The 17,623-nt window shown below is 70.5% G+C and carries 16 protein-coding genes; 9 read left to right on the forward strand and 7 right to left on the reverse strand.

Translation table 11 applies throughout. The annotated features are described in order from the left end of the window. The first annotated feature begins 21 nt into the window (after nucleotides 1-21). Nucleotides 22-789, forward strand: a complete 768-nt coding sequence (locus AU196_RS24630) for an SOS response-associated peptidase (protein WP_059097702.1) — start codon at nucleotides 22-24, stop codon at nucleotides 787-789. After that, complete coding sequence (locus tag AU196_RS24635; RefSeq protein ID WP_059097703.1) at nucleotides 786-2,309, forward strand: DUF7782 domain-containing protein; 1,524 nt, start codon at nucleotides 786-788, stop codon at nucleotides 2,307-2,309. Before AU196_RS24630 ends, AU196_RS24635 begins: the two co-directional genes overlap by 4 nt. A gap of 13 nt (nucleotides 2,310-2,322) precedes the next feature. On the opposite strand, the gene AU196_RS24640 is transcribed toward AU196_RS24635, so the two are convergent. Both AU196_RS24640 and AU196_RS24645 read right to left on the reverse strand, forming a co-directional pair. Further along, nucleotides 2,323-3,180 carry an SDR family oxidoreductase gene (locus AU196_RS24640; RefSeq protein ID WP_059097704.1) on the reverse strand — a complete coding sequence of 286 codons (858 nt, stop codon included), beginning with the start codon at nucleotides 3,178-3,180 and terminating at the stop codon, nucleotides 2,323-2,325. A gap of 4 nt (nucleotides 3,181-3,184) precedes the next feature. Continuing rightward, nucleotides 3,185-4,096, reverse strand: coding sequence for a LysR substrate-binding domain-containing protein (locus AU196_RS24645; protein WP_059097705.1), 912 nt, complete (start codon nucleotides 4,094-4,096; stop codon nucleotides 3,185-3,187). 75 nt (nucleotides 4,097-4,171) lie between these two features. Here AU196_RS24645 and pcaD point away from each other — a divergent pair, with 75 nt between their 5' ends. Genes pcaD through AU196_RS24660 form a run of 3 tightly spaced genes read left to right on the forward strand, consistent with a single transcriptional unit; the run spans nucleotide 4,172 to nucleotide 6,407 of the window. Beyond that, entirely contained in the window at nucleotides 4,172-4,942 is a 771-nt protein-coding gene (gene pcaD, locus AU196_RS24650; RefSeq protein ID WP_059097706.1) for a 3-oxoadipate enol-lactonase, read from the forward strand. Continuing rightward, nucleotides 4,939-5,721 (forward strand): CoA transferase subunit A, encoded by a 783-nt coding sequence (locus AU196_RS24655; RefSeq protein ID WP_059097707.1) that lies wholly within the window; start codon nucleotides 4,939-4,941, stop codon nucleotides 5,719-5,721. Before pcaD ends, AU196_RS24655 begins: the two co-directional genes overlap by 4 nt. Beyond that, a complete protein-coding gene (locus AU196_RS24660; protein ID WP_059097708.1) occupies nucleotides 5,718-6,407 on the forward strand; it encodes a 3-oxoacid CoA-transferase subunit B in 690 nt (229 codons plus the stop codon). The genes AU196_RS24655 and AU196_RS24660 overlap by 4 nt, the downstream gene beginning before the upstream one ends. Here the strand turns inward: AU196_RS24660 and AU196_RS24665 are convergent. The 4 genes from AU196_RS24665 to benA are packed head-to-tail and all read right to left on the reverse strand — an operon-like array spanning nucleotide 6,353 to nucleotide 13,514. Then, complete coding sequence (locus tag AU196_RS24665) at nucleotides 6,353-8,974, reverse strand: helix-turn-helix transcriptional regulator (RefSeq protein ID WP_059097763.1); 2,622 nt, start codon at nucleotides 8,972-8,974, stop codon at nucleotides 6,353-6,355. The two genes, AU196_RS24660 and AU196_RS24665, sit on opposite strands and share 55 nt — an antisense overlap. 33 nt (nucleotides 8,975-9,007) lie before the next feature. Continuing rightward, nucleotides 9,008-11,602, reverse strand: a complete 2,595-nt coding sequence (benC, locus tag AU196_RS24670; protein WP_059097709.1) for a benzoate 1,2-dioxygenase electron transfer component BenC — start codon at nucleotides 11,600-11,602, stop codon at nucleotides 9,008-9,010. Nucleotides 11,603-11,613: 11 nt separating this feature from the next. Then, entirely contained in the window at nucleotides 11,614-12,135 is a 522-nt protein-coding gene (benB, locus tag AU196_RS24675) for a benzoate 1,2-dioxygenase small subunit (RefSeq protein ID WP_059097764.1), read from the reverse strand. Further along, nucleotides 12,132-13,514 carry a benzoate 1,2-dioxygenase large subunit gene (gene benA / locus AU196_RS24680; protein WP_059097710.1) on the reverse strand — a complete coding sequence of 461 codons (1,383 nt, stop codon included), beginning with the start codon at nucleotides 13,512-13,514 and terminating at the stop codon, nucleotides 12,132-12,134. Before benA ends, benB begins: the two co-directional genes overlap by 4 nt. A 213-nt stretch (nucleotides 13,515-13,727) precedes the next feature. On the opposite strand from benA, the gene AU196_RS24685 reads away from it, so the two are divergent. Genes AU196_RS24685 through catC form a run of 4 tightly spaced genes read left to right on the forward strand, consistent with a single transcriptional unit; the run spans nucleotide 13,728 to nucleotide 16,938 of the window. Then, entirely contained in the window at nucleotides 13,728-14,648 is a 921-nt protein-coding gene (locus AU196_RS24685; protein WP_059097711.1) for a LysR family transcriptional regulator, read from the forward strand. Then, nucleotides 14,645-15,748 (forward strand): mandelate racemase/muconate lactonizing enzyme family protein, encoded by a 1,104-nt coding sequence (locus AU196_RS24690; protein ID WP_059097712.1) that lies wholly within the window; start codon nucleotides 14,645-14,647, stop codon nucleotides 15,746-15,748. Before AU196_RS24685 ends, AU196_RS24690 begins: the two co-directional genes overlap by 4 nt. 35 nt (nucleotides 15,749-15,783) lie before the next feature. After that, entirely contained in the window at nucleotides 15,784-16,653 is an 870-nt protein-coding gene (gene catA / locus AU196_RS24695) for a catechol 1,2-dioxygenase (protein WP_059097713.1), read from the forward strand. A 6-nt stretch (nucleotides 16,654-16,659) separates the two neighbouring features. Further along, on the forward strand, nucleotides 16,660-16,938 hold the full coding sequence (gene catC, locus AU196_RS24700; protein ID WP_059097714.1) for a muconolactone Delta-isomerase: 279 nt from the start codon (nucleotides 16,660-16,662) through the stop codon (nucleotides 16,936-16,938). A gap of 9 nt (nucleotides 16,939-16,947) precedes the next feature. Here catC and AU196_RS24705 read toward each other — a convergent pair whose 3' ends face one another. Then, on the reverse strand, nucleotides 16,948-17,439 hold the full coding sequence (locus AU196_RS24705) for an aminoacyl-tRNA deacylase (protein ID WP_231737719.1): 492 nt from the start codon (nucleotides 17,437-17,439) through the stop codon (nucleotides 16,948-16,950). Nucleotides 17,440-17,623 lie beyond the last annotated feature (184 nt).

The following is a 17,623-nucleotide window of genomic DNA, read 5'->3' on the forward strand; positions in this document are numbered from 1 at the left end:
CGGCGTGCCACTATCGGAGGTATGTGTGGACGTTTCGCAGTCACCACCGACCCGGCCCTGCTGGCCGAGAAGATCAAGGCGATCGACGAGACCACCACGGCGCCGAACGAATCCGGCCCCAATTACAACGTCGCGCCGACCACCACCATCAGCACGGTGGTGACGCGGCACAGCGACCCCGACGACGAGGCGACGCGCCGGCTGCGGTCGATGCGGTGGGGGCTCATCCCGCCGTGGGTCAAGAGCGGTGAGGACGGCGCACCGGACAACAAGAGCCCACTGCTCATCAACGCGCGTGCCGAGAAGGTCACCACATCGCCGGCATTCCGCAGCTCGGCGAAGGCCAAACGCTGTCTGGTGCCGATGGACGGCTGGTACGAGTGGCGGCCCAACCCGGCCGACGGCGGGAAGAAGCCGGCGAAGACCCCGTTCTTCATGTACGGCGCCGACGGTGAACCGTTGTTCATGGCCGGCCTGTGGACCACCTGGCGGCCGAAGGACGCGCCCAAGGATGCGCCGCCGCTGGTGAGTTGCACCATCATCACCACCGACGCCGCGGGGCCGCTCGCGCAGATCCACGACCGGATGCCGCTGACCATCAGCGCCGAGGACTGGGACCGCTGGCTCGACCCTGACGCCCCGATCGACGAAGGGCTGCTGCGCGGCCACGGGGACCTCGACCGCATCGAGGTCCGCGAGGTGTCCCGGCTGGTGAACAGCGTGCGCAACAACGGTCCGGAGCTGATCGCGCCGGCCGAGCCGGAGCCCGAACAGGCCACGCTGCTTTGAGCGGGCCGTCGGGGCCGGCGCCGTTGCACGCCACCTCCGTCGTCGACGCCCTCGGCGCCGACCTGCGGGCCGCCGGGTACACCACCGACGGGGTGGCGGAGCTGTTCGGATCCGACGCCGACGCGGCGTTCGCCCAGGGTGTGTGGTGGCCCGCGCTGCGGGCGACCGAGCGGGCCGCGCCGCAGCAGCAGGCCCTCGCGGTGCTGGTGCGGCTGTTCCTGCTCGGCGTCGACGAGCCGCGGCACCGGGTCGACGCGGCGTTCCCGACCGCCGGCGTCGACACTCTCGTCGCCAACGGTGTCCTGGAGAGCACCTCGCCGACGACGGTGCGGGCCGCTCTCGACATCCGTCCGCACGGTGACGGGCAGCGGGACCTCCTGGTGGTCTCCGATCTCGATTCCGCGTTGCGCCCGGGCGCCGTGCGGCGCGATCACGTCCTGGGCATCGGTGGTGCGTCGGTGTCGCTGGCGCGCGCGGTGGTGCGCGAACCACTAAGCCGCGCACTGGATCTCGGCACCGGTTGTGGTATCCAGGCGCTGCACCTCGATGCGCACTGCGCCGAGATCGTCGCCACCGACACCAACGAGCGGGCGCTGGCAATGGCCGCGGCGACCGCACGGCTCAACGGGATGTCGTGGGATCTGCGATGTGGCAGCCTGTTCGAACCGGTCGCCGGCGAACAGTTCGACCTCATCGTGTCCAATCCGCCGTTCGTGGTGGGCGCCGGGGTCCGCGACTACATCTACCGCGACTCCGGGATGGTCGGGGATGCGTTGTGCCGCAACCTGATCGAGCAGGTCGGTGACCACCTCCAACCGGGCGGCACCGCGCACGTCATGGCCAACTGGATCGTGCGCGACGGCCAGGACTGGCGTGAACGCGTGCGCGGCTGGCTCGCGGAGACGCGTCTGCACGCGTGGGTGGTGCAGCGTGAGCTCGCCGATCCGGTCAGCTACGTCACGCTGTGGACCTCCGACGCAGGCGAATCCGCGGAAGACGCGGCGCGCCGGGGCGGGGAGTGGCTCGACTGGTTCGCCGCCGAGGACATCACCGCGATCGGCATGGGCGTGATCTCCCTGCGCGCCCCGCGGGCCGGCGACCGGCGTCCGCCCGAGCACGTGCTCGAGGAGATCACCGGCGCCGACGAGTTCGTCACCGGGCCGGAGGTCGACGCGTTCTTCGCCCGTCGGGAGTACCTGTTCCACAGCAGCGATGCGGATCTGCTCGCCGCGCGGCTGTCCACCGCGCCGGTCTTCCTCGAGGAGCAGTCACTGCCCGGACCCGACGGCTGGCAGGTGGTCGGCGCGGCGGTCCGCCGTCCGGGCGGGCCGGGAGCGGTGCTCGGTGTCGACGAGGTGTCGCGCGCGCTGCTGGCGGGATGCCGCGGTGAGGTGCCGCTGGGCACGCTGATCGACCTGCTGGCCGCCTACCACGACGTCGACGCCGACGCGTTGGCCACGGCGGCGCTGCCGATGGTGCGGGAGGCGATCGGCCGCGGGATCGTCTACGAAGCGACGTGACTGCGTCCGCGCGTCAGGGCGCGGTGTACCCCGGCGGGTTGGGGGAGTCCACCCACAGGTCGACGCCCAGTTCGGAGCCGGGGATGCAGTCGTAGACCGACAGGTCGGTGACGCCGGATTCGAGGAGGACGTCCTCGCACAGCAGGGTGTGTCCGGTGTACTCGCGCGCCGGTTTCGTCAACACCGCGTACGCGGCGTCGGCGTAGACCTCGGGTTTGCGCGCGCGGGCCATCGCCTCGTCGCCGCCGAGCAGGTTCTGCACCGCGGCGGTGGCCACCATCGTGCGCGGCCACAGGGTGTTCGACGCGATCCCCGCGTCACGGAGCTCTTCGGCGACACCCAACGCGCACAAGGTCATTCCGAATTTGGCCATCATGTAGGCCGTGGGGGTGAGCCACTGCGGCTCCAGGCGGATCGGCGGTGAGAGCGTGAGGATGTGCGGGTTGTCGCGGCCCTTCATGTGTGGGATGCAGGCCTGGGTGACGGCGTAGGTCCCGCGCACCTGGATGCCGTTCATCAGGTCGAAGCGTTTGAGCGGCACCTCCTCGACGGAGCCCAGGTTGATCGCCGAGGCGTTGTTGACGCACATGTCGATGCCGCCGAACTGTTCGACGGTCTTGGCGACCGCCGCGGTGACCGAATCGCCGTCGCGGATGTCCCCCACGATGGGCAGCGCCCGACCGCCGGCCTCCTCGATCTCCTCGGCCGCGGTGTAGATCGTGCCGGGCAGCTTGGGGTGCGGTTCGGCGGTCTTGGCGACCAGCGCGATGTTGGCGCCGTCGGCGGCGACGCGTTTGGCGATGGCCAAACCGATACCGCGGCTGGCGCCGGAGATGAACATGGTCTTTCCGGACAAGGGCTTGTCTGCCATGGCCTCACCCTATGTCGGGCCGCTGCTGGGTTCGGGCGACTCGGCGCAAGACCTCCAGCACGCGTTCGACCAGAGGGGAGTAGGCCCGCGTGGCGTGCGCGGCCAGCAGGTCGACGGTGACGGGCCGGTCGCCGGACAGCGGCCGGTAGCGGACCCCCGTGACGCCCAGCGCCGCGGTGGGTTCGGGTACCACCGCCACGCCCAACCCGGCGGCGACCATCGTGACCAGCGTCGAGGTCTCCTCGACTTCGTGGCGCACGCGTGGAACGTAACCGGCCTCCGCACACAGCGCGTTGACCACGCTGTTCATCACCGAGTGCCCCCCTCCGGCGTGGACGACGAACTCCTCGCCGCGCAGGTCGGCGATGTCGAGGCCGGCCGAGGCCGTCAGCGGGTGGTCCTCCGGGAAGGCCACGAGCAGGCGATCGCTGCGGATCGTCTCGACGTGGACGGCCGGATGCTCGACCGGCGGCCGCAACAGCGCCACGTCGATCTCCCCGGCGACGAGCGCGGTGATCTGCGCGGGCGCGAGCATCTCCCCGCGCACGTTGACGTCGACGCCCGGCAGCGCCTCGCGCAGCGCGCGGACGAGGGCGGGCAACAGCGAATAGGTCGCCGATCCGACGCAGCCGATGACCAACCGGCCCGCCGATCCGCCTGCCACCCGCTGCGCGAGGTCGGTGGCGTCGTCGACGGCGTCGAGGATCGCCACCGCCCGGTCGAGGTAGGCGGCCCCGGCCGGCGTGAGTTCGACCCGGCGGGTCGAGCGCGACAACAGCGCCACCCCGAGTTCGTGCTCGAGTGCCCGGATCTGCTGCGACAGGGGTGGCTGCGCGATGTGCAGACGCTCGGCCGCGCGGCCGAAGTGCAACTCCTCGGCGACCGCGCGGAAGTACCGCAGGTGCCGTAGCTCCATTTCATACCTCGTGTGTCTCAATCGGACGCAAACAGATATTTCTCAATATAAGACCACGTCATTACAGTCGAAGGCATGACTTCGGTGGATGTTCACACACTCGTCAGCGGCCGTGACGACGGGCCGGTCGTGGTGCTGAGCAACTCGCTCGGTTCCACCCACCGGATGTGGGACCCACAGCTCGCCGACCTCGAGGCGCGCTTCCGCGTCGTGCGCTACGACACCCGGGGCCACGGCGCCTCCCCGACGCCCGCGGGCCCGTACCGGATCGACGACCTGGCCGACGACCTCGTCGCCCTGCTGGATCGCCTCGGCATCGAGCACGCCCACCTCGTCGGCCTGTCGCTCGGCGGCATGACGGCGATGCGGGTGGCCGCCCGCAACCCCGAACGCGTCGACCGGCTGGCGGTGCTGTGCACCGGCACCGTGCTGTCACCCGCGTCGACCTGGCTGGAACGCGCCGAGGTCGTGCGCACGCGAGGCAGCGGCGCGGTGGCCGGCGCCGTCGTCGAGCGCTGGTTCACCCCCGCGTACCGGGCGGCGCATCCGGCGGTGCGGGCGGGCTGCGAGGCCATGGTGGCCGCCACCCCCGCCGAGGGTTACGCGGGTTGCTGCGAGGCGATCGCCGCACTCGACCTGCGCGAGGACCTCGCCTCGATCGTCGCGCCGACCCTTGCCGTCGCCGGCAGCCGCGATCCGGCCACACCTGTGGCGAAGCTGCGCGAGATCGCCGACGGCGTCAAGGACGGCCGACTGCTGGTGGTCCCCGACGCGGCGCACCTCGCCAACGCGCAACAGCCCGGCGTCGTCACCCCCGCCCTCATCGAACACCTGGAGCAATCGTGACAATCGACAAAGTCGTGGGCTCGGCCCGTGAAGCGGTCGCCGACATCCCCGCCGGCACCAGCCTGGCCGTGGGCGGGTTCGGGCTCGCCGGCATCCCGTGGTTCCTCATCGAGGCGCTGCTCGACCAGGGCGCCGACGACCTGACCATCGTCTCCAACAACTGCGGGGTCGACGGCACCGGGCTCGGGCTGCTCCTCGAAGCGGGCCGCATCAGCCGTGTCATCGCCTCCTACGTCGGCGAGAACAAGGAGTTCGGCAGGCAGTACCTCGCCGGCGAGCTGACCGTCGAACTCACCCCGCAGGGCACGCTCGCCGAGCGACTGCGCGCGGGCGGCAGCGGGATCGGCGCGTTCTTCACCCCGACCGGGGTCGGCACACTGGTCGCCGAGGGCGGCCTGCCGTGGCGCTACCACCCCGACGGCAGTGTCGCGCTGGCCTCCCCGCCCAAGGAGGTCCGCACGTTCGGCGGTCAGGAAATGGTGCTCGAGGAAGCGATCGTCACCGACTACGCGCTCATCCGGGCCGCCGTCGTCGACCGCGCCGGCAACTGCCGATTCCACGCCGCCGCACGCAATTTCAACCCGCCCGCCGCGATGGCAGGCCGGATCACCCTGGTCGAGGCCGAGAAGGTCGTCGAGGTCGGCGAACTGGCGCCCGACGAGATCCACCTGCCCGGCATCTTCGTGCAGCGCATCGTCGAGCTGACCCCGATCCAGGCGCTGCGCAAGGACATCGAGAAGCGCACCACCCGCGCCCGACCCCAGGAGACGATCCGATGAGCTGGACCCGCGACCAGATGGCCGCCCGCGCGGCCGCCGAACTGCGCGACGGCGACTACGTGAACCTCGGGATCGGGCTGCCCACACTGATTCCCGACCACCTGCCCGACGGTTCACAGGTCACTCTGCACGCCGAGAACGGCATCCTCGGTGTCGGCCCGTTCCCCTACGAGGACGAGGTCGACCCGGACCTGATCAACGCGGGAAAGCAGACGGTCTCCGTCCTGGCCGGGGCGTCCTACTTCGACTCGGCCACCAGTTTCGCGATGATCCGCGGCGGGCACGTCGACGTCGCCGTCCTCGGCGGGATGCAGGTCTCGATGGCCGGCGACCTCGCCAACTGGATGGTCCCGGGTGCGATGGTCAAGGGCATCGGCGGCGCGATGGATCTGGTGAACGGGGCGGGCCGGGTGGTGGTCCTGATGGAGCACGTGACCAAGGGCGGTGCGCCCCGGCTGGTCTCCGCGTGCGACCTCCCTCTGACCGGCCGCCGAGTGGTCAGCCGGGTGATCACCAACCTGGGCGTGCTGGACGTGACCGGCGCGGGATTCGAGCTCGTCGACCTGGCACCGGGTGTGTCCGTCGGCGACGTGACGGCCGCGACCGCCGCGCCGGTCACCGACCGGCGGGCTCAACTGCGCAACGCGGCGAGTTCCGCGCGTGAGCGCACCCCGAGCTTGGCGTAGATGCGAGTCAGGTGATACTGCACGGTCTTCGGTGAGACGTACAGCTCGGCAGCCACCTCGCGGTTCGAAAGACCCTGCGCGACAAGCGTCGTCACCGCATCCTCCTGCGGGGTGAGCTCCGCGTGGCCGCGCGGCCCGCGCACGACGTGCACACCTCCGGCCTTCAGTTCCCGTTCGCAGCGCGCCACGTAGGTCTGGGCGCCGAGGGAAAGGAAGAGGTCGCGCGCCGTGCCGATGACGGCATCGGCGTCGCGGCGCTTACCGGCTCGGCGCAGCGTCTGTCCGTAGGCGAAGTTGACCCGGGCCAGGTCGTAGCGCAGCGGAAGACCGTCGAGCAGTGCGAGCGCCTCGTCGAAGGCGCGCCGGGCGGCGTCGATGTCACCCGCGGCGCCCAGGATCCGCCCGCGGACATACCCGAACCGGGCCCGGGTCGAGCGCTGGGCACGCCGGTCGGCACGCTGGCGGTGCGGATCGATGAACGCCTCGGCGGCGTCGGGGTGCCCGTCGAGGACCATCGCATTCGCCAGCACATCGACCCACGGCCACAACGCGGGTTCGGTCGTGACGTGCCCCGACAACCTGGTCAGCGGCTCGAGCGCCCGGCGCACCCCGGCGTAATCGGCCTCCGCCTCGGCGATCTGCGCCCGCGCGAGACATGTTGCCAGATGCATCATCTCGTATCCCTGGGTGACGGCGTCCGCCGCCCGGACCGCGGCCTGCGCGGCCTCGAAGTCGCCGCGCAGGGCGTGCACCTGCGTGGCCGTCCACTCGAGGAGCGGGGTCACCAGGACGATACCGCTGGTGGCGGCCGTCAGGCGCCCACGTTCGACGGTGCCCAGTGCCTGGTCCCAGTCGCCGGTGAGGAACTGCACCCGGGCCAGCCATCCCAACGCCCACAACGCGATCCGGGCCGAACCGCCCAGCTCGGTGGTCGACACGGCGCCCTCGAGGCTGCTGCGTGCGGCGTCGAGGTCGTCGCCGGCCAACTGCAGCCAACCGCGGCCCATCGCGATGCGCTGGGCCTGTGCGCCGTAGCGGACGCGGGAGCTCAACTCGTCGTAGGCGGCCGAGGCGCGGGCCGAATGGCCGACCGCCGACAGACCGAGCCCACGGATCGCGGCGGCCTCGACGCCGGCGGGGGAGTCGTCGCCGGACAACGCGATCGCCCGATCCGCCCACTGCACGAGTTCGGCTCCGCGGCAACGCATCAACGCGTGCAGGACATACCGGCCGGAGATCAGTGCGGCCGCCTCGGGATCGCGGTCGACGTTGACGATGCCCCACGCCCTGCGCAACCGGACGTCCGCCTCGGCCGCGCGGCCGCGCACGATCGCCAGATATGCCAGCGCGGCGTCGCGCAGCGGCGTCTCGCGCAGGCTCTCGACCGCGGGCACCAGCGCGGCGGCCCCCGCGGTGTCGCCGGCGGCGACGAGAGCGTCCACCGAGCGGGTGAGCCTGTCGTCGCGCACCAGCGGGTCGGGGGTCAACCGGGCGGCCTCGCGGAACAGGGTCGCCGCCTCCGCCCAGGCGCCCTCGGCGCCGCGTTCGCGCGCCAGCGCCTCGACGTCGTCGGCCAGTGCGGCGTCCGGGACGGGGGTGGCCGCCACCAGGTGTCGCAGCCGGCGGACCCGGTCGGTGACGATCTCGGCCGCACGCCGGTGCGCCACGCCCGCCGCCCGCACGCCCATCGCCTCGAGCACCGCCGCCCGGATCAGGCTCGAGCCCACGGCGACGCCGAAACCGGTTGTCGTGGTGACCAGTTCGGTGCTCACGGCTTCGTCGACCGCGCTCAGCGGATCGTCGAGACCGGCCAGTTGCGCCGCCTCGCCGAGCGATCCGCCGTCCCCGAGCACCGCCAGCGCCTCCACCAGCGCCCGGCCGTGCGGGCCGCAGGCCTCGAGACGCCCGCGCACCGCCGCCACGGTGCGCGCCGGTGCGGGCAACTGCGCGTCGTGGCGCGACCACACCGGCGCCGGCACCTCGTCGAGCAGGGCCAGGGCGTCGCGGGGGTTCCCGCCGGTGTGCCTGGTGAGCGCCGCCACCATGGTCGGATGCAGAATCCGCCCGCGCCGCGACGCCAGTTCCGCGACGCCCGCGGTGTCCAGGCCGGTCAACCGCATCTCCGCCGAGACGAACCGCGTCAGTGCGGGTTTCGGGTAGGCCATCGCGAGCACCACCAGCAGGGGGTGGGCGCGGTGGCGGCGCACCGCGGTCTCGAGCACCTGCAGCGACAGCGCGTCGGAATGCTCGGCGTCGTCGACGATCACCAACGCCGGCCGGTGCGCCGCGACGCGATCGAGGAACCGGCTGACCGGGTCGGCGGGCACGTCGTCCTGCAGCAACTGGGCCAGCACCGCGCCCGGGGTCTCGGTCTCCCACGGCAGCGCCCGAGCGGTGTGGGCGTCGGGGTGGTCGGCGGCCAACCGGGCGAGCAGCGCCGTCTTCCCGATGCCGGGCGGTCCGAGCACCGCGACGACGTCGGCGCCCGACGTCACGGTCGCCGTGCAGCGGCCGGCGAGTTCGGCCAGTTCGCGGTCGCGCCCGACGCATGCCCCGGACACGATCATCACGCCCACATCGTAGGCGCGCGCCGTCCGTCGCTAGCCCTGATCGCCGCCGGCGACCGGCAGGACCGAACCCGTGATGTAGGACGCCTCGTCGGAGGCGAGGAAACAGATGGCCGCGGCCTGTTCGTCGAGGGTGCCGTACCGCTTCATCAGTGACGAGCCGACGGTCTGGTCGATGTGGGCCTGGAACCAGGCGCGCTCGGTGTCGGTGCCGAAGTCCGGTGTGCCACGAGAGATCCGGCGCGGCGGTGCGTCGGTCCCACCCGGCGCGGCGGCGACCACGCGGATGCCGTCGCCGGCGTACTCGACGGCCAGCGACGCGGTGATCGCGTTGATACCGCCCTTGGCCGCGGAATACGGGATGCGATGGATACCTCGGGTCGCAGCCGACGAGACGTTAACGATCACGCCTGCGCTGCGCGTCACCATCGACGGCAACGCCGCCCGGCTGGCGTACAGGGTCGTCATCAACGACCGGTCGACCTCGGCGCGGATCTCACGGTCGGTGAACTCGATGAACGGTTTGAAGTTGATGGCGCCGCCGACGTTGTTGATCAGCACGTCGATGCGCCCGAACGCCGACAACGCCTGCGCCACCATGTTTTCGGCGCCTTCGGCGTGTTCGAGGTCTGTCGTGACCGCCAGCGCATCCGGTCCGCAGGCGGCCAGTTCGTCGGCCAGTTCCTTGACCAGCTCCGAACGGTCGGCGAGCACCAGACGGCCGCCTTCGGCGCTGATGCGGCGGGCGGTCTGCTCGCCGATGCCCTGCGCGGCGCCGGTGACCAGCACGATCTTGCCGGCGAACCGGCCGGGTGTGACGAACCGCGGGCGCCGCGCCGCCTGGGCGTCGGCCATGGCGCGTCGCATCGTCTGTTTGGAGCGCTCGGCGTGCGCGGAGATCAGGGACCGTGCCGCATCCCGGTCACCGGCGTCGAACGCCGCGACGATGTCGACGTGGTCTCGCGCGCACAGCGGATGACACCATGTGGCATTGCGGAGCACGTCGTCCATGCGCGCCTTCACGCCCAGAGCCTGATAGGCCTGCAACAGGTGGTCGTTGCCGGTCAGGGTGAACAGGTGGTCGTGGAACGCCGCGTTGGTCTCGGTGTACCGGGCCGCGTCGACGAATCGGTCGCCGTCGACGTGGGGCAGCGTGGCTTCGGCGAGCAGCCGGTATCCGGTCAGCTGCGATGCGCTCAAGCGGCCGATCGTCAGCTCGAGGGCACCCAGTTCCAGCGCCTCACGGGCCTGGAAGATCGCGTCCGATTCGTGCACCTCGGGGTGCTCCTCGCCGATCTGATAGCCGTCGGCGGCGACCTCGGTGGGTTCGGCGGGCGCTGCTGCGGTCCGGGTGGGGGACGTCCGGGCGGGGAAGAGGAGTTGGCCCGCCACCGACCGGTCCGCCCCGGTGATCAGCGCGGTGTCGCCGTCATCGGTCGCGGCGACGCGCCCCGGGGCCGCCCCGATCGCGACGTCGGGGAACAGGGCCTGGCCGGCCACCGTCCGGGCATCCGGGCTGAGGGCCGGCTGCTCGCGCGGCGCGGTGACGACCGGCGTGGACGCGGGGGACGGGGCGCCCCCGGACGCGGCGGGCGCGGCCAGCGCGAACTTCTCGTAGTAGAAGCCGAACGGTTCGATGCCCTCCGCGGCGAGGTGCTTGCGCACCGACTCGACCATCGGCGGGGGCCCGCACAGGTAGACCGCGACGTCGCCGTCGTAGAGGTGTTCGGGACGGATCAGGCTGGTGACGTAGGCGCGGTCGGGGCCCTTGTTGGCCGCGGTGCTCGCCGGGTCGGCGACGCAGTACTCCCAGGTGAATCCGGGCAGGTCCGCGGCGATCGCGCGCAGCGTGTCGAGTTCGACGAGGTCGACGTCCGAGCTCACGCCGTAGACGAGGTGCGCCTTGCGGGGGCTGCGCGCCGCCTGCAGGGTGCGCAGCATCGACAGCACGGGCGCCAGGCCGGTGCCGCCGGCCAACAGCAGGATGGGCCGTTCGGTCTCGCGCAGGAAGAACGAGCCGTGCGGGCCGGTGAAGGTGACGGCATCGCCGATCGCGGCCCGTTCGGCCAGATAGGTCGACATCGCGCCGCCGGGGGTGAGCTTCACCAGGAACGTGAGCCGTGATTCATGTGGGGCGTTGCTGAACGAATACGAGCGCACCACGTCGGTCCCGGGTACCGCGACGTTGACGTACTGGCCGGGCAGGAATGCGAGGTCGTCGCGGTCGGGGATCTCGACGCCGAAGGCCACGGTTGTCGGCGACACCCGGTCCAGCTCGACGAGCGTGCCCCGGAATGTCGCGGCGGCCGTCTTGGCCACCTCGGAACTGCTGGCGATCTGCAGCACCAGGTCCGACCGGGGCCGCATGCTGCAGGGCAGCACGTAGCCGGCGGCCGCCTCGTCGGCGGGCAGGGCGTCGTCGATGTAGGTGCCACCGTCGTACGTGCCGGATTCGCAGAGCGCCTTGCACGTTCCGCACGCTCCGTCACGACAGTCCAGGGGGATGTTGATGCGCTGGCGGTAGGACGCGTCGGCGACGGTCTGATTGTCACGACAACTGATGAACCGGGTGACGCCGTCCTCGAACGACAGCGCGACCTGGTGGGTGCGGGACTCGGTGGATGTCATGGCGGGGCCTTCTAGAAGTGGTAGATGTCCACGACGTGGTGGATGTAGTCGTTCTTCAGCACCACGGTCTTGCGACGGATCAGCGGGGCGTCGCCGGAGAAGTCGATCGTGTAGAACGACGTGCCGTAATACGGGTCGATCGTCTTGTACCGGAAGTACATGGTGTGCCAGTTGAACCGGACGTCCACGAGATCGCCGCGGCGTTCGATGACCTCCACGTTCGAGATGTTGTGGCTGGTGCGTGGTTCGGGAAGCGACGTGGCCGAGGAGCGTTCGGTCCGGATCCGGAAGACCCGGTCCTCGAGGCCACCCTTGTTCGCGTAGTACACCAGCGAGATGTCGCGCTGCGGATCCTCGACCAGGGTGTCGTCGTCGGCCCACGACGGCATCCAGTAGACGACGTCGTCGGCGTAGCACCCCAGCCACTTCTCGAACTCACGGTCGTCGAGGTAGCGGGCCTCGCGGTAGAGGAACTGCTCGATCATGTTCTGGGTGATGAGTTGGGTTGCGCCGGTGACGGTCTCGTTCGTCATGAGCACTTCTCCGATCCAGTGTCGTCCTGGGCGAGGGCCGCGCGCATGGTCTGCAGCCAGTAGGTGTGCTGGACGGGGTAGAGGCCTTCGTCCTCGTTGCGCACGCCGGCGGAGATGACGCCGTGCATGCCCAGCGACTCGGCGACCTCGTCCGGTCCCGACAGCCAGTGCTGGGCGCCGCGGCTCATGTCGTTCCACGGGGCGGCGGCGGCCTGGTAGGTCAGCTGGCAGGAGCGGAACTCCTCGAGGTCGTCGGGGGTCGCCATGCCCGAGGCGTTGAAGAAGTCCTCGTACTGGCGGATGCGGCGGGCGCGGGCGTCGGCGCTCTCGCCCTTCGGGGCGATGCAGTAGATGGTGACCTCGGTCTTGTCCGGCGCGATCGGCCGGAAGTGGCGGATCTGCGTCGAGAACTGGTCCATCAGATAGACATTGGGGTACAGGCACAGGTTGCGCGAACCCTTGACCATGAACTCGCCCTTGGCCTCGCCGTGGACGGCCTTGAGGTCGTCGAGCCGGTCCCACAACGGACGGTCCTCGGGATTGGCCGCCCAGGTCCACAGGCACAGGTGGCCGTTCGGGTAGGACCAGTAGCCGCCGCCGGACTTGCCCCAGCTGCCCGCGTCGAGCGCCTTGGTGTCGTTGGCCGACTCGCCGGTGGTGCGCCGCGACGTGGTCGCGGCGTAGTTCCAGTGCGTCGCGGTGACGTGATAGCCGTCGGCGCCGTTCTCCGCCTGCACTTTCCAGTTGCCGTCGTAGGTGTAGGTCGACGATCCAGGCAGCACCTCCAGCCCGTCGGGGGACTGGTCGACGAGCATGTCGATGACCGTGGTGGTGTCGCCGAGGTGCTCGCCGAGCGGGGCGACGTCCGGGTTGAGGCTGCCGAACAGGAACCCGCGGTAGCTGTCGAAGCGGGCCACCTTGGTCATGTTGTGCGAGCCGTCGACGTCGAAGCCGGCCGGATAGCCGGCGCCCTCCGGGTCCTTCACCTTGAGCAACGTCCCGTCGTTGCGGAACGTCCAGCCGTGAAAGGGGCAGGTCAGCGTCATCCGGTTGTCGGTCTTGCGGCGGCACACCATGGCCCCGCGGTGCGCGCACGCGTTGATGAGACAGTGCAGTACGCCGTCGCGGCCGCGGGTGATGACGACGGGCTGGCGGCCCATGTACGTGGTGAAGTAGTCGCCCGGTTCGGCCACCTGGCTCTCGTGTGCGAGGTAGATCCAGTTGCCCTCGAAGATGTGCGCCATCTCGAGTTCGAAGATGTCCTCGTCGGTGAAGATCCGCCGGTTGGTCCGGTAGACGCCGGCCTCGCGGTCGTCGATCACCGCGTCGGCGAGGACGGTCTCGAGGTGGCCGCGGTGTTCTGCTGTGGGTGCGCTCATCGGTGCCTCCTGTGACGTGTTCCTTGCAGACTGGCACCACGTGTCTGCCGTCACACTAGGGTGATGCCCAGTCCTGGCCCAGGTGCCGATTGATGGATATTGTCGATCAATAAGACGAAAACGAATCCTTGTCCTGTATGTATCGCGGTCCTACTCTGGGCCGTGGCGCCGGTCACACCCGACCGGAGCTGTGACTCAGGAACGAGAGACGCCATGGAGCTGCGCCATCTGCGGTACTTCGCCGCCGTCGCCGACACCTGCCACTTCGGCCGTGCCGCCGAGCAGCTGCATGTGGCACAGCCGGCGCTCTCGTACTCGATCCGGCAGCTCGAGGACGAACTGGGCGTCACGCTGTTCAACCGGACCACCCGCCAGGTGTCGCTGACCGCGGCCGGGGACTTCCTGCAGGCCGAGGCGGCCCGGATCCTCCAGGGGGTCGACGATGCCGTTCGAGGGGTACGACGCATCGCGGCCGGGCGCAGCGGGCTGGTCCGGTTGGGGGTCACCGGCACCGCGGCCTTCTCGCACCTGCCCCGGATCGCCAGGGTGGTCAGGCGGGAACTCCCCGACGTCGCGCTGCAGATCCGGGCGGACCTGCTGACACCCGATCAGTGTGACGGATTACGCAGCGGCGCACTGGATCTCGGCGTCCTCCGACCGCCGGCGGTGGGGCAGGACATCGAACTGAGCACCATCGACATCGAGCCGCTCGTGCTCGCCGTCTCGGTCGACCACCGGCTCGCCGTCGAACCAGTGGTCTCACTGGCCGATCTGCGCACGGAGCCGTTCATCGCCTACGGCAGTCGCGACTCCGCGGTCAACGAGGCCGTGGTCCGCAGCTGCCGCCAGGCCGGATTCGTCCCGCACCGCGAGCACGAGGCGCCCGGTACCGCGGTCCTGCTCTCCCTCGTCGCCGCCGGCCTCGGGGTGGCGGTGGTGCCGCGGTCGGTGCGCGCACTTCCCTTGGAGGGGATCGTGTTCCGCGACCTGCTCGACGCCCAGACCATCGAGTTGGCGCTCGCCTGGCGCAGCGGCGACGACAACCCGCTCGTCGAGGCGGTGGTCGGCGTGCTCGACGCCGCCTTCGCCGCCCACGCGATCCCGAACTCCCTGCCCACCGGAGGAGTGCAGTGAAGATCACGCACCTGGAAGCGATCCCGTTCGCGATCCCCTACGTCAAACCGCTGAAGTTCGCCTCGGGCGAGGTCACCGTCGCCGAGCACGTGTTGGTCCGGGTGCACACCGACGACGGGGTCGTCGGTGTCGCCGAGGCCCCGCCGCGGCCGTTCACCTACGGCGAGACCCAAACCGGCATCGTCGCGGTCATCCAGCAGATCTTCGCGCCGCAGGTCGTCGGGCTCGCGTTGACCGAACGTGAGGTGGTGGGCTCGCGCCTGAGCCGCACCGTCGGCAATCCGACCGCCAAATCCGCTGTGGACATTGCGATCTGGGATGCGCTGGGCCGCACCCTGCAGCTGCCGGTCGGCGATCTGCTCGGCGGGTTCACCGACCGCATGCGCGTCAGCCACATGCTGGGCTTCGACAGCCCGGCGGCGATGGTCGCCGAAGCCGAGCGAATCCGGGACACCTACGGCGTCAACACCTTCAAGGTCAAGGTCGGCCGCCGGCCGGTCTCACTCGACACCGCGGTGGTGCGCGCGCTGCGTGAGCGTTTCGGTGACAGCGTCGAGCTCTACGTCGACGGAAACCGGGGTTGGAGCGCGTCGGAGTCCCTGCGGGCGATGACGCAGATGGCCGACCTCGACCTGTTGTTCGCCGAGGAGCTGTGCCCCGCCGACGACGTGCTGGGCCGGCGCCGCCTCGTCGGGCGCCTCGACATGCCGTTCATCGCCGACGAATCCGTGCCGACCCCGGCCGACGTGACGCGCGAGCTGCTCGGCGGATCGGCCACCGCGATCAGCATCAAGACCGCGCGCACCGGTTTCACCCAGTCGCAGCGGGTCCACCACCTCGCCGAGGGCCTCGGAGTGGAGATGGTGATCGGCAACCAGATCGACGGGCAGATCGGCACGGCCTGCGCCGTCACGTTCGGATCCGCGTTCGCCGCCACCTCCCGCTACGCCGGTGAGCTGTCGAATTTCCTCGACATGGGCGATGACCTGCTCACCGAGGCGCTGCAGATCCGCGACGGCGTCCTGCGGCGTCCCGCGGGCAACGGCCTCGGCATCGAGATCGACCCCGACAAACTCGCCCACTACCGCACCGACGACTGACGCCAGCCCACCTCATCACCATCCAGGAGTACGACATGACCACGTTCGACACCCCCGCCCCGGTCCAGGCCAGCGCCGCCGCCTCCGGCGCCTCGGCGACCGACCGCTTCCGCACCGACAAGTCGCCCTACGACGCGGTCCGCGACACCCCGCGTGAGCGCGTCGACCTGCTGGCCCGAGAAGTGCTCGCCGCGGTGCACGAGACGGTCCGCAAGCACCAGGTCACCTACGACGAGTACAACGCGCTCAAGGCGTGGCTGATCGGCGTGGGCGAGGACGGCGAATGGCCGCTGTTCCTCGACGTCTGGGTCGAGCACGCGGTCGAGGACGTCGCCACCTCCCACCGCAGCGGCAACCGCGGCAGCATCGAGGGTCCCTACTACGTGCCGGGCTCACCCGAACTGGGCGCCGACGGCACCATGCCGATGCGACCCGGCGAGCAGGGCACCCCGCTGGTCTGGAACGGCACCATTACCTCCACCGACGGCACTCCGCTCAACGGCAAGGTCGAGCTGTGGCACGCCGACGCGGACGGCTTCTATTCGCAGTTCGCGCCGGGCCTGCCGCAGTGGAACCTGCGGGGCAGCTTCAGCACCGGATCCGACGGCGCCTTCCGCATCCGCACGATTCGCCCCGCGCCGTACCAGATCCCGACCGACGGGTCGTGCGGCAAGCTGATCGCCGCCGCCGGCTGGCACGCCTGGCGGCCGGCCCACCTGCACGTCAAGGTGTCCGCGCCCGGCCACGAGCTGCTGACCGCCCAGCTGTACTTCCCCGGCGACCCCCACAACGACGACGACATCGCCACCGCCGTCAAACCGGAACTGGTGCTGGCGCCGGTGTCGCAGGCCGACGGCAGTGAGGCCGTCACCTACGACTTCGTCCTCGACCCGGTGCGGGGCTGACCGCCGATGTTGTTCCATGTGCGGATGGACGTGCGAATCCCGCACGATCTGGATCCCGAGGTGCGTTCCGATCTGGTCTCCCGGGAGAAGGCCTACTCACAGGAGCTGCAACGCTCGGGGAAGTGGCCGCAGATCTGGCGCATCGTCGGCGAGTACTCCAACTTCTCGATCTTCGACGTCGCGTCGAACGACGAACTCCACGAACTGATCTCGGCGCTGCCGCTGTTCCCCTTCATGGACATCCACGTGACGCCGCTGGCGAAGCACCCCTCCGACGTCACGTGACGGCGGCCGTCACACCGCGATGTCGGCGGTCACTGCGCCGGTGAGCCGAACGAGATCCGCCGGTGCGACCGCGATCTCGAGCCCGCGCTTACCGGCGCTGCACAGCACGCGGTCCCACTGCAGCGCCGACGCGTCGATCACCGTCGGTAGCCGCTTGCGCTGACCGAGCGGGGAGATGCCGCCGAGGACGTAGCCCGTCGACCGCTCGGCGGCGGCCCGTTCGGCCATCGTCGCCTTCGATTCGCCGAGCGCCGCGGCCGCCGCCTTCAGCGACAACTTGGCCGGCACCGGGAGCACCGCCACCGCGAGGCCCTTCGGAACGGCGATCACGAGTGTCTTGAAGACCTGCTGTGCGTCGACGCCGGTGGCGGCGAGTTCCGCCACGGCCTCGTCACCGTAGGAACCGGCCCGTGGATCGTGCCGGTACTGCAGGACCGCGTGCGGTGCCCCGTCGGAGACGAGAGCCGCGATCGCGGGCGTGGCTGCGCGCACGCCGGTCAGCTTAGAGGCGGTCGGGAACAACGGCGCTCGGTCCCGCTGTTGACACAGGCGACTTCGGCGGCACACGCAGCCGGGAACGTGTCGGTCACTACCACTAGGATCATGGGAGGACTTCGGTGCCAACGGCCTGCCTGCAACGTCCGGTGGATCTGCCGGGCCTGTTCGACGGCGCCGCGACAGAAGG

The organism is Mycobacterium sp. IS-1742 (genome assembly GCF_001500125.1).
Classification (GTDB): domain Bacteria; phylum Actinomycetota; class Actinomycetes; order Mycobacteriales; family Mycobacteriaceae; genus Mycobacterium.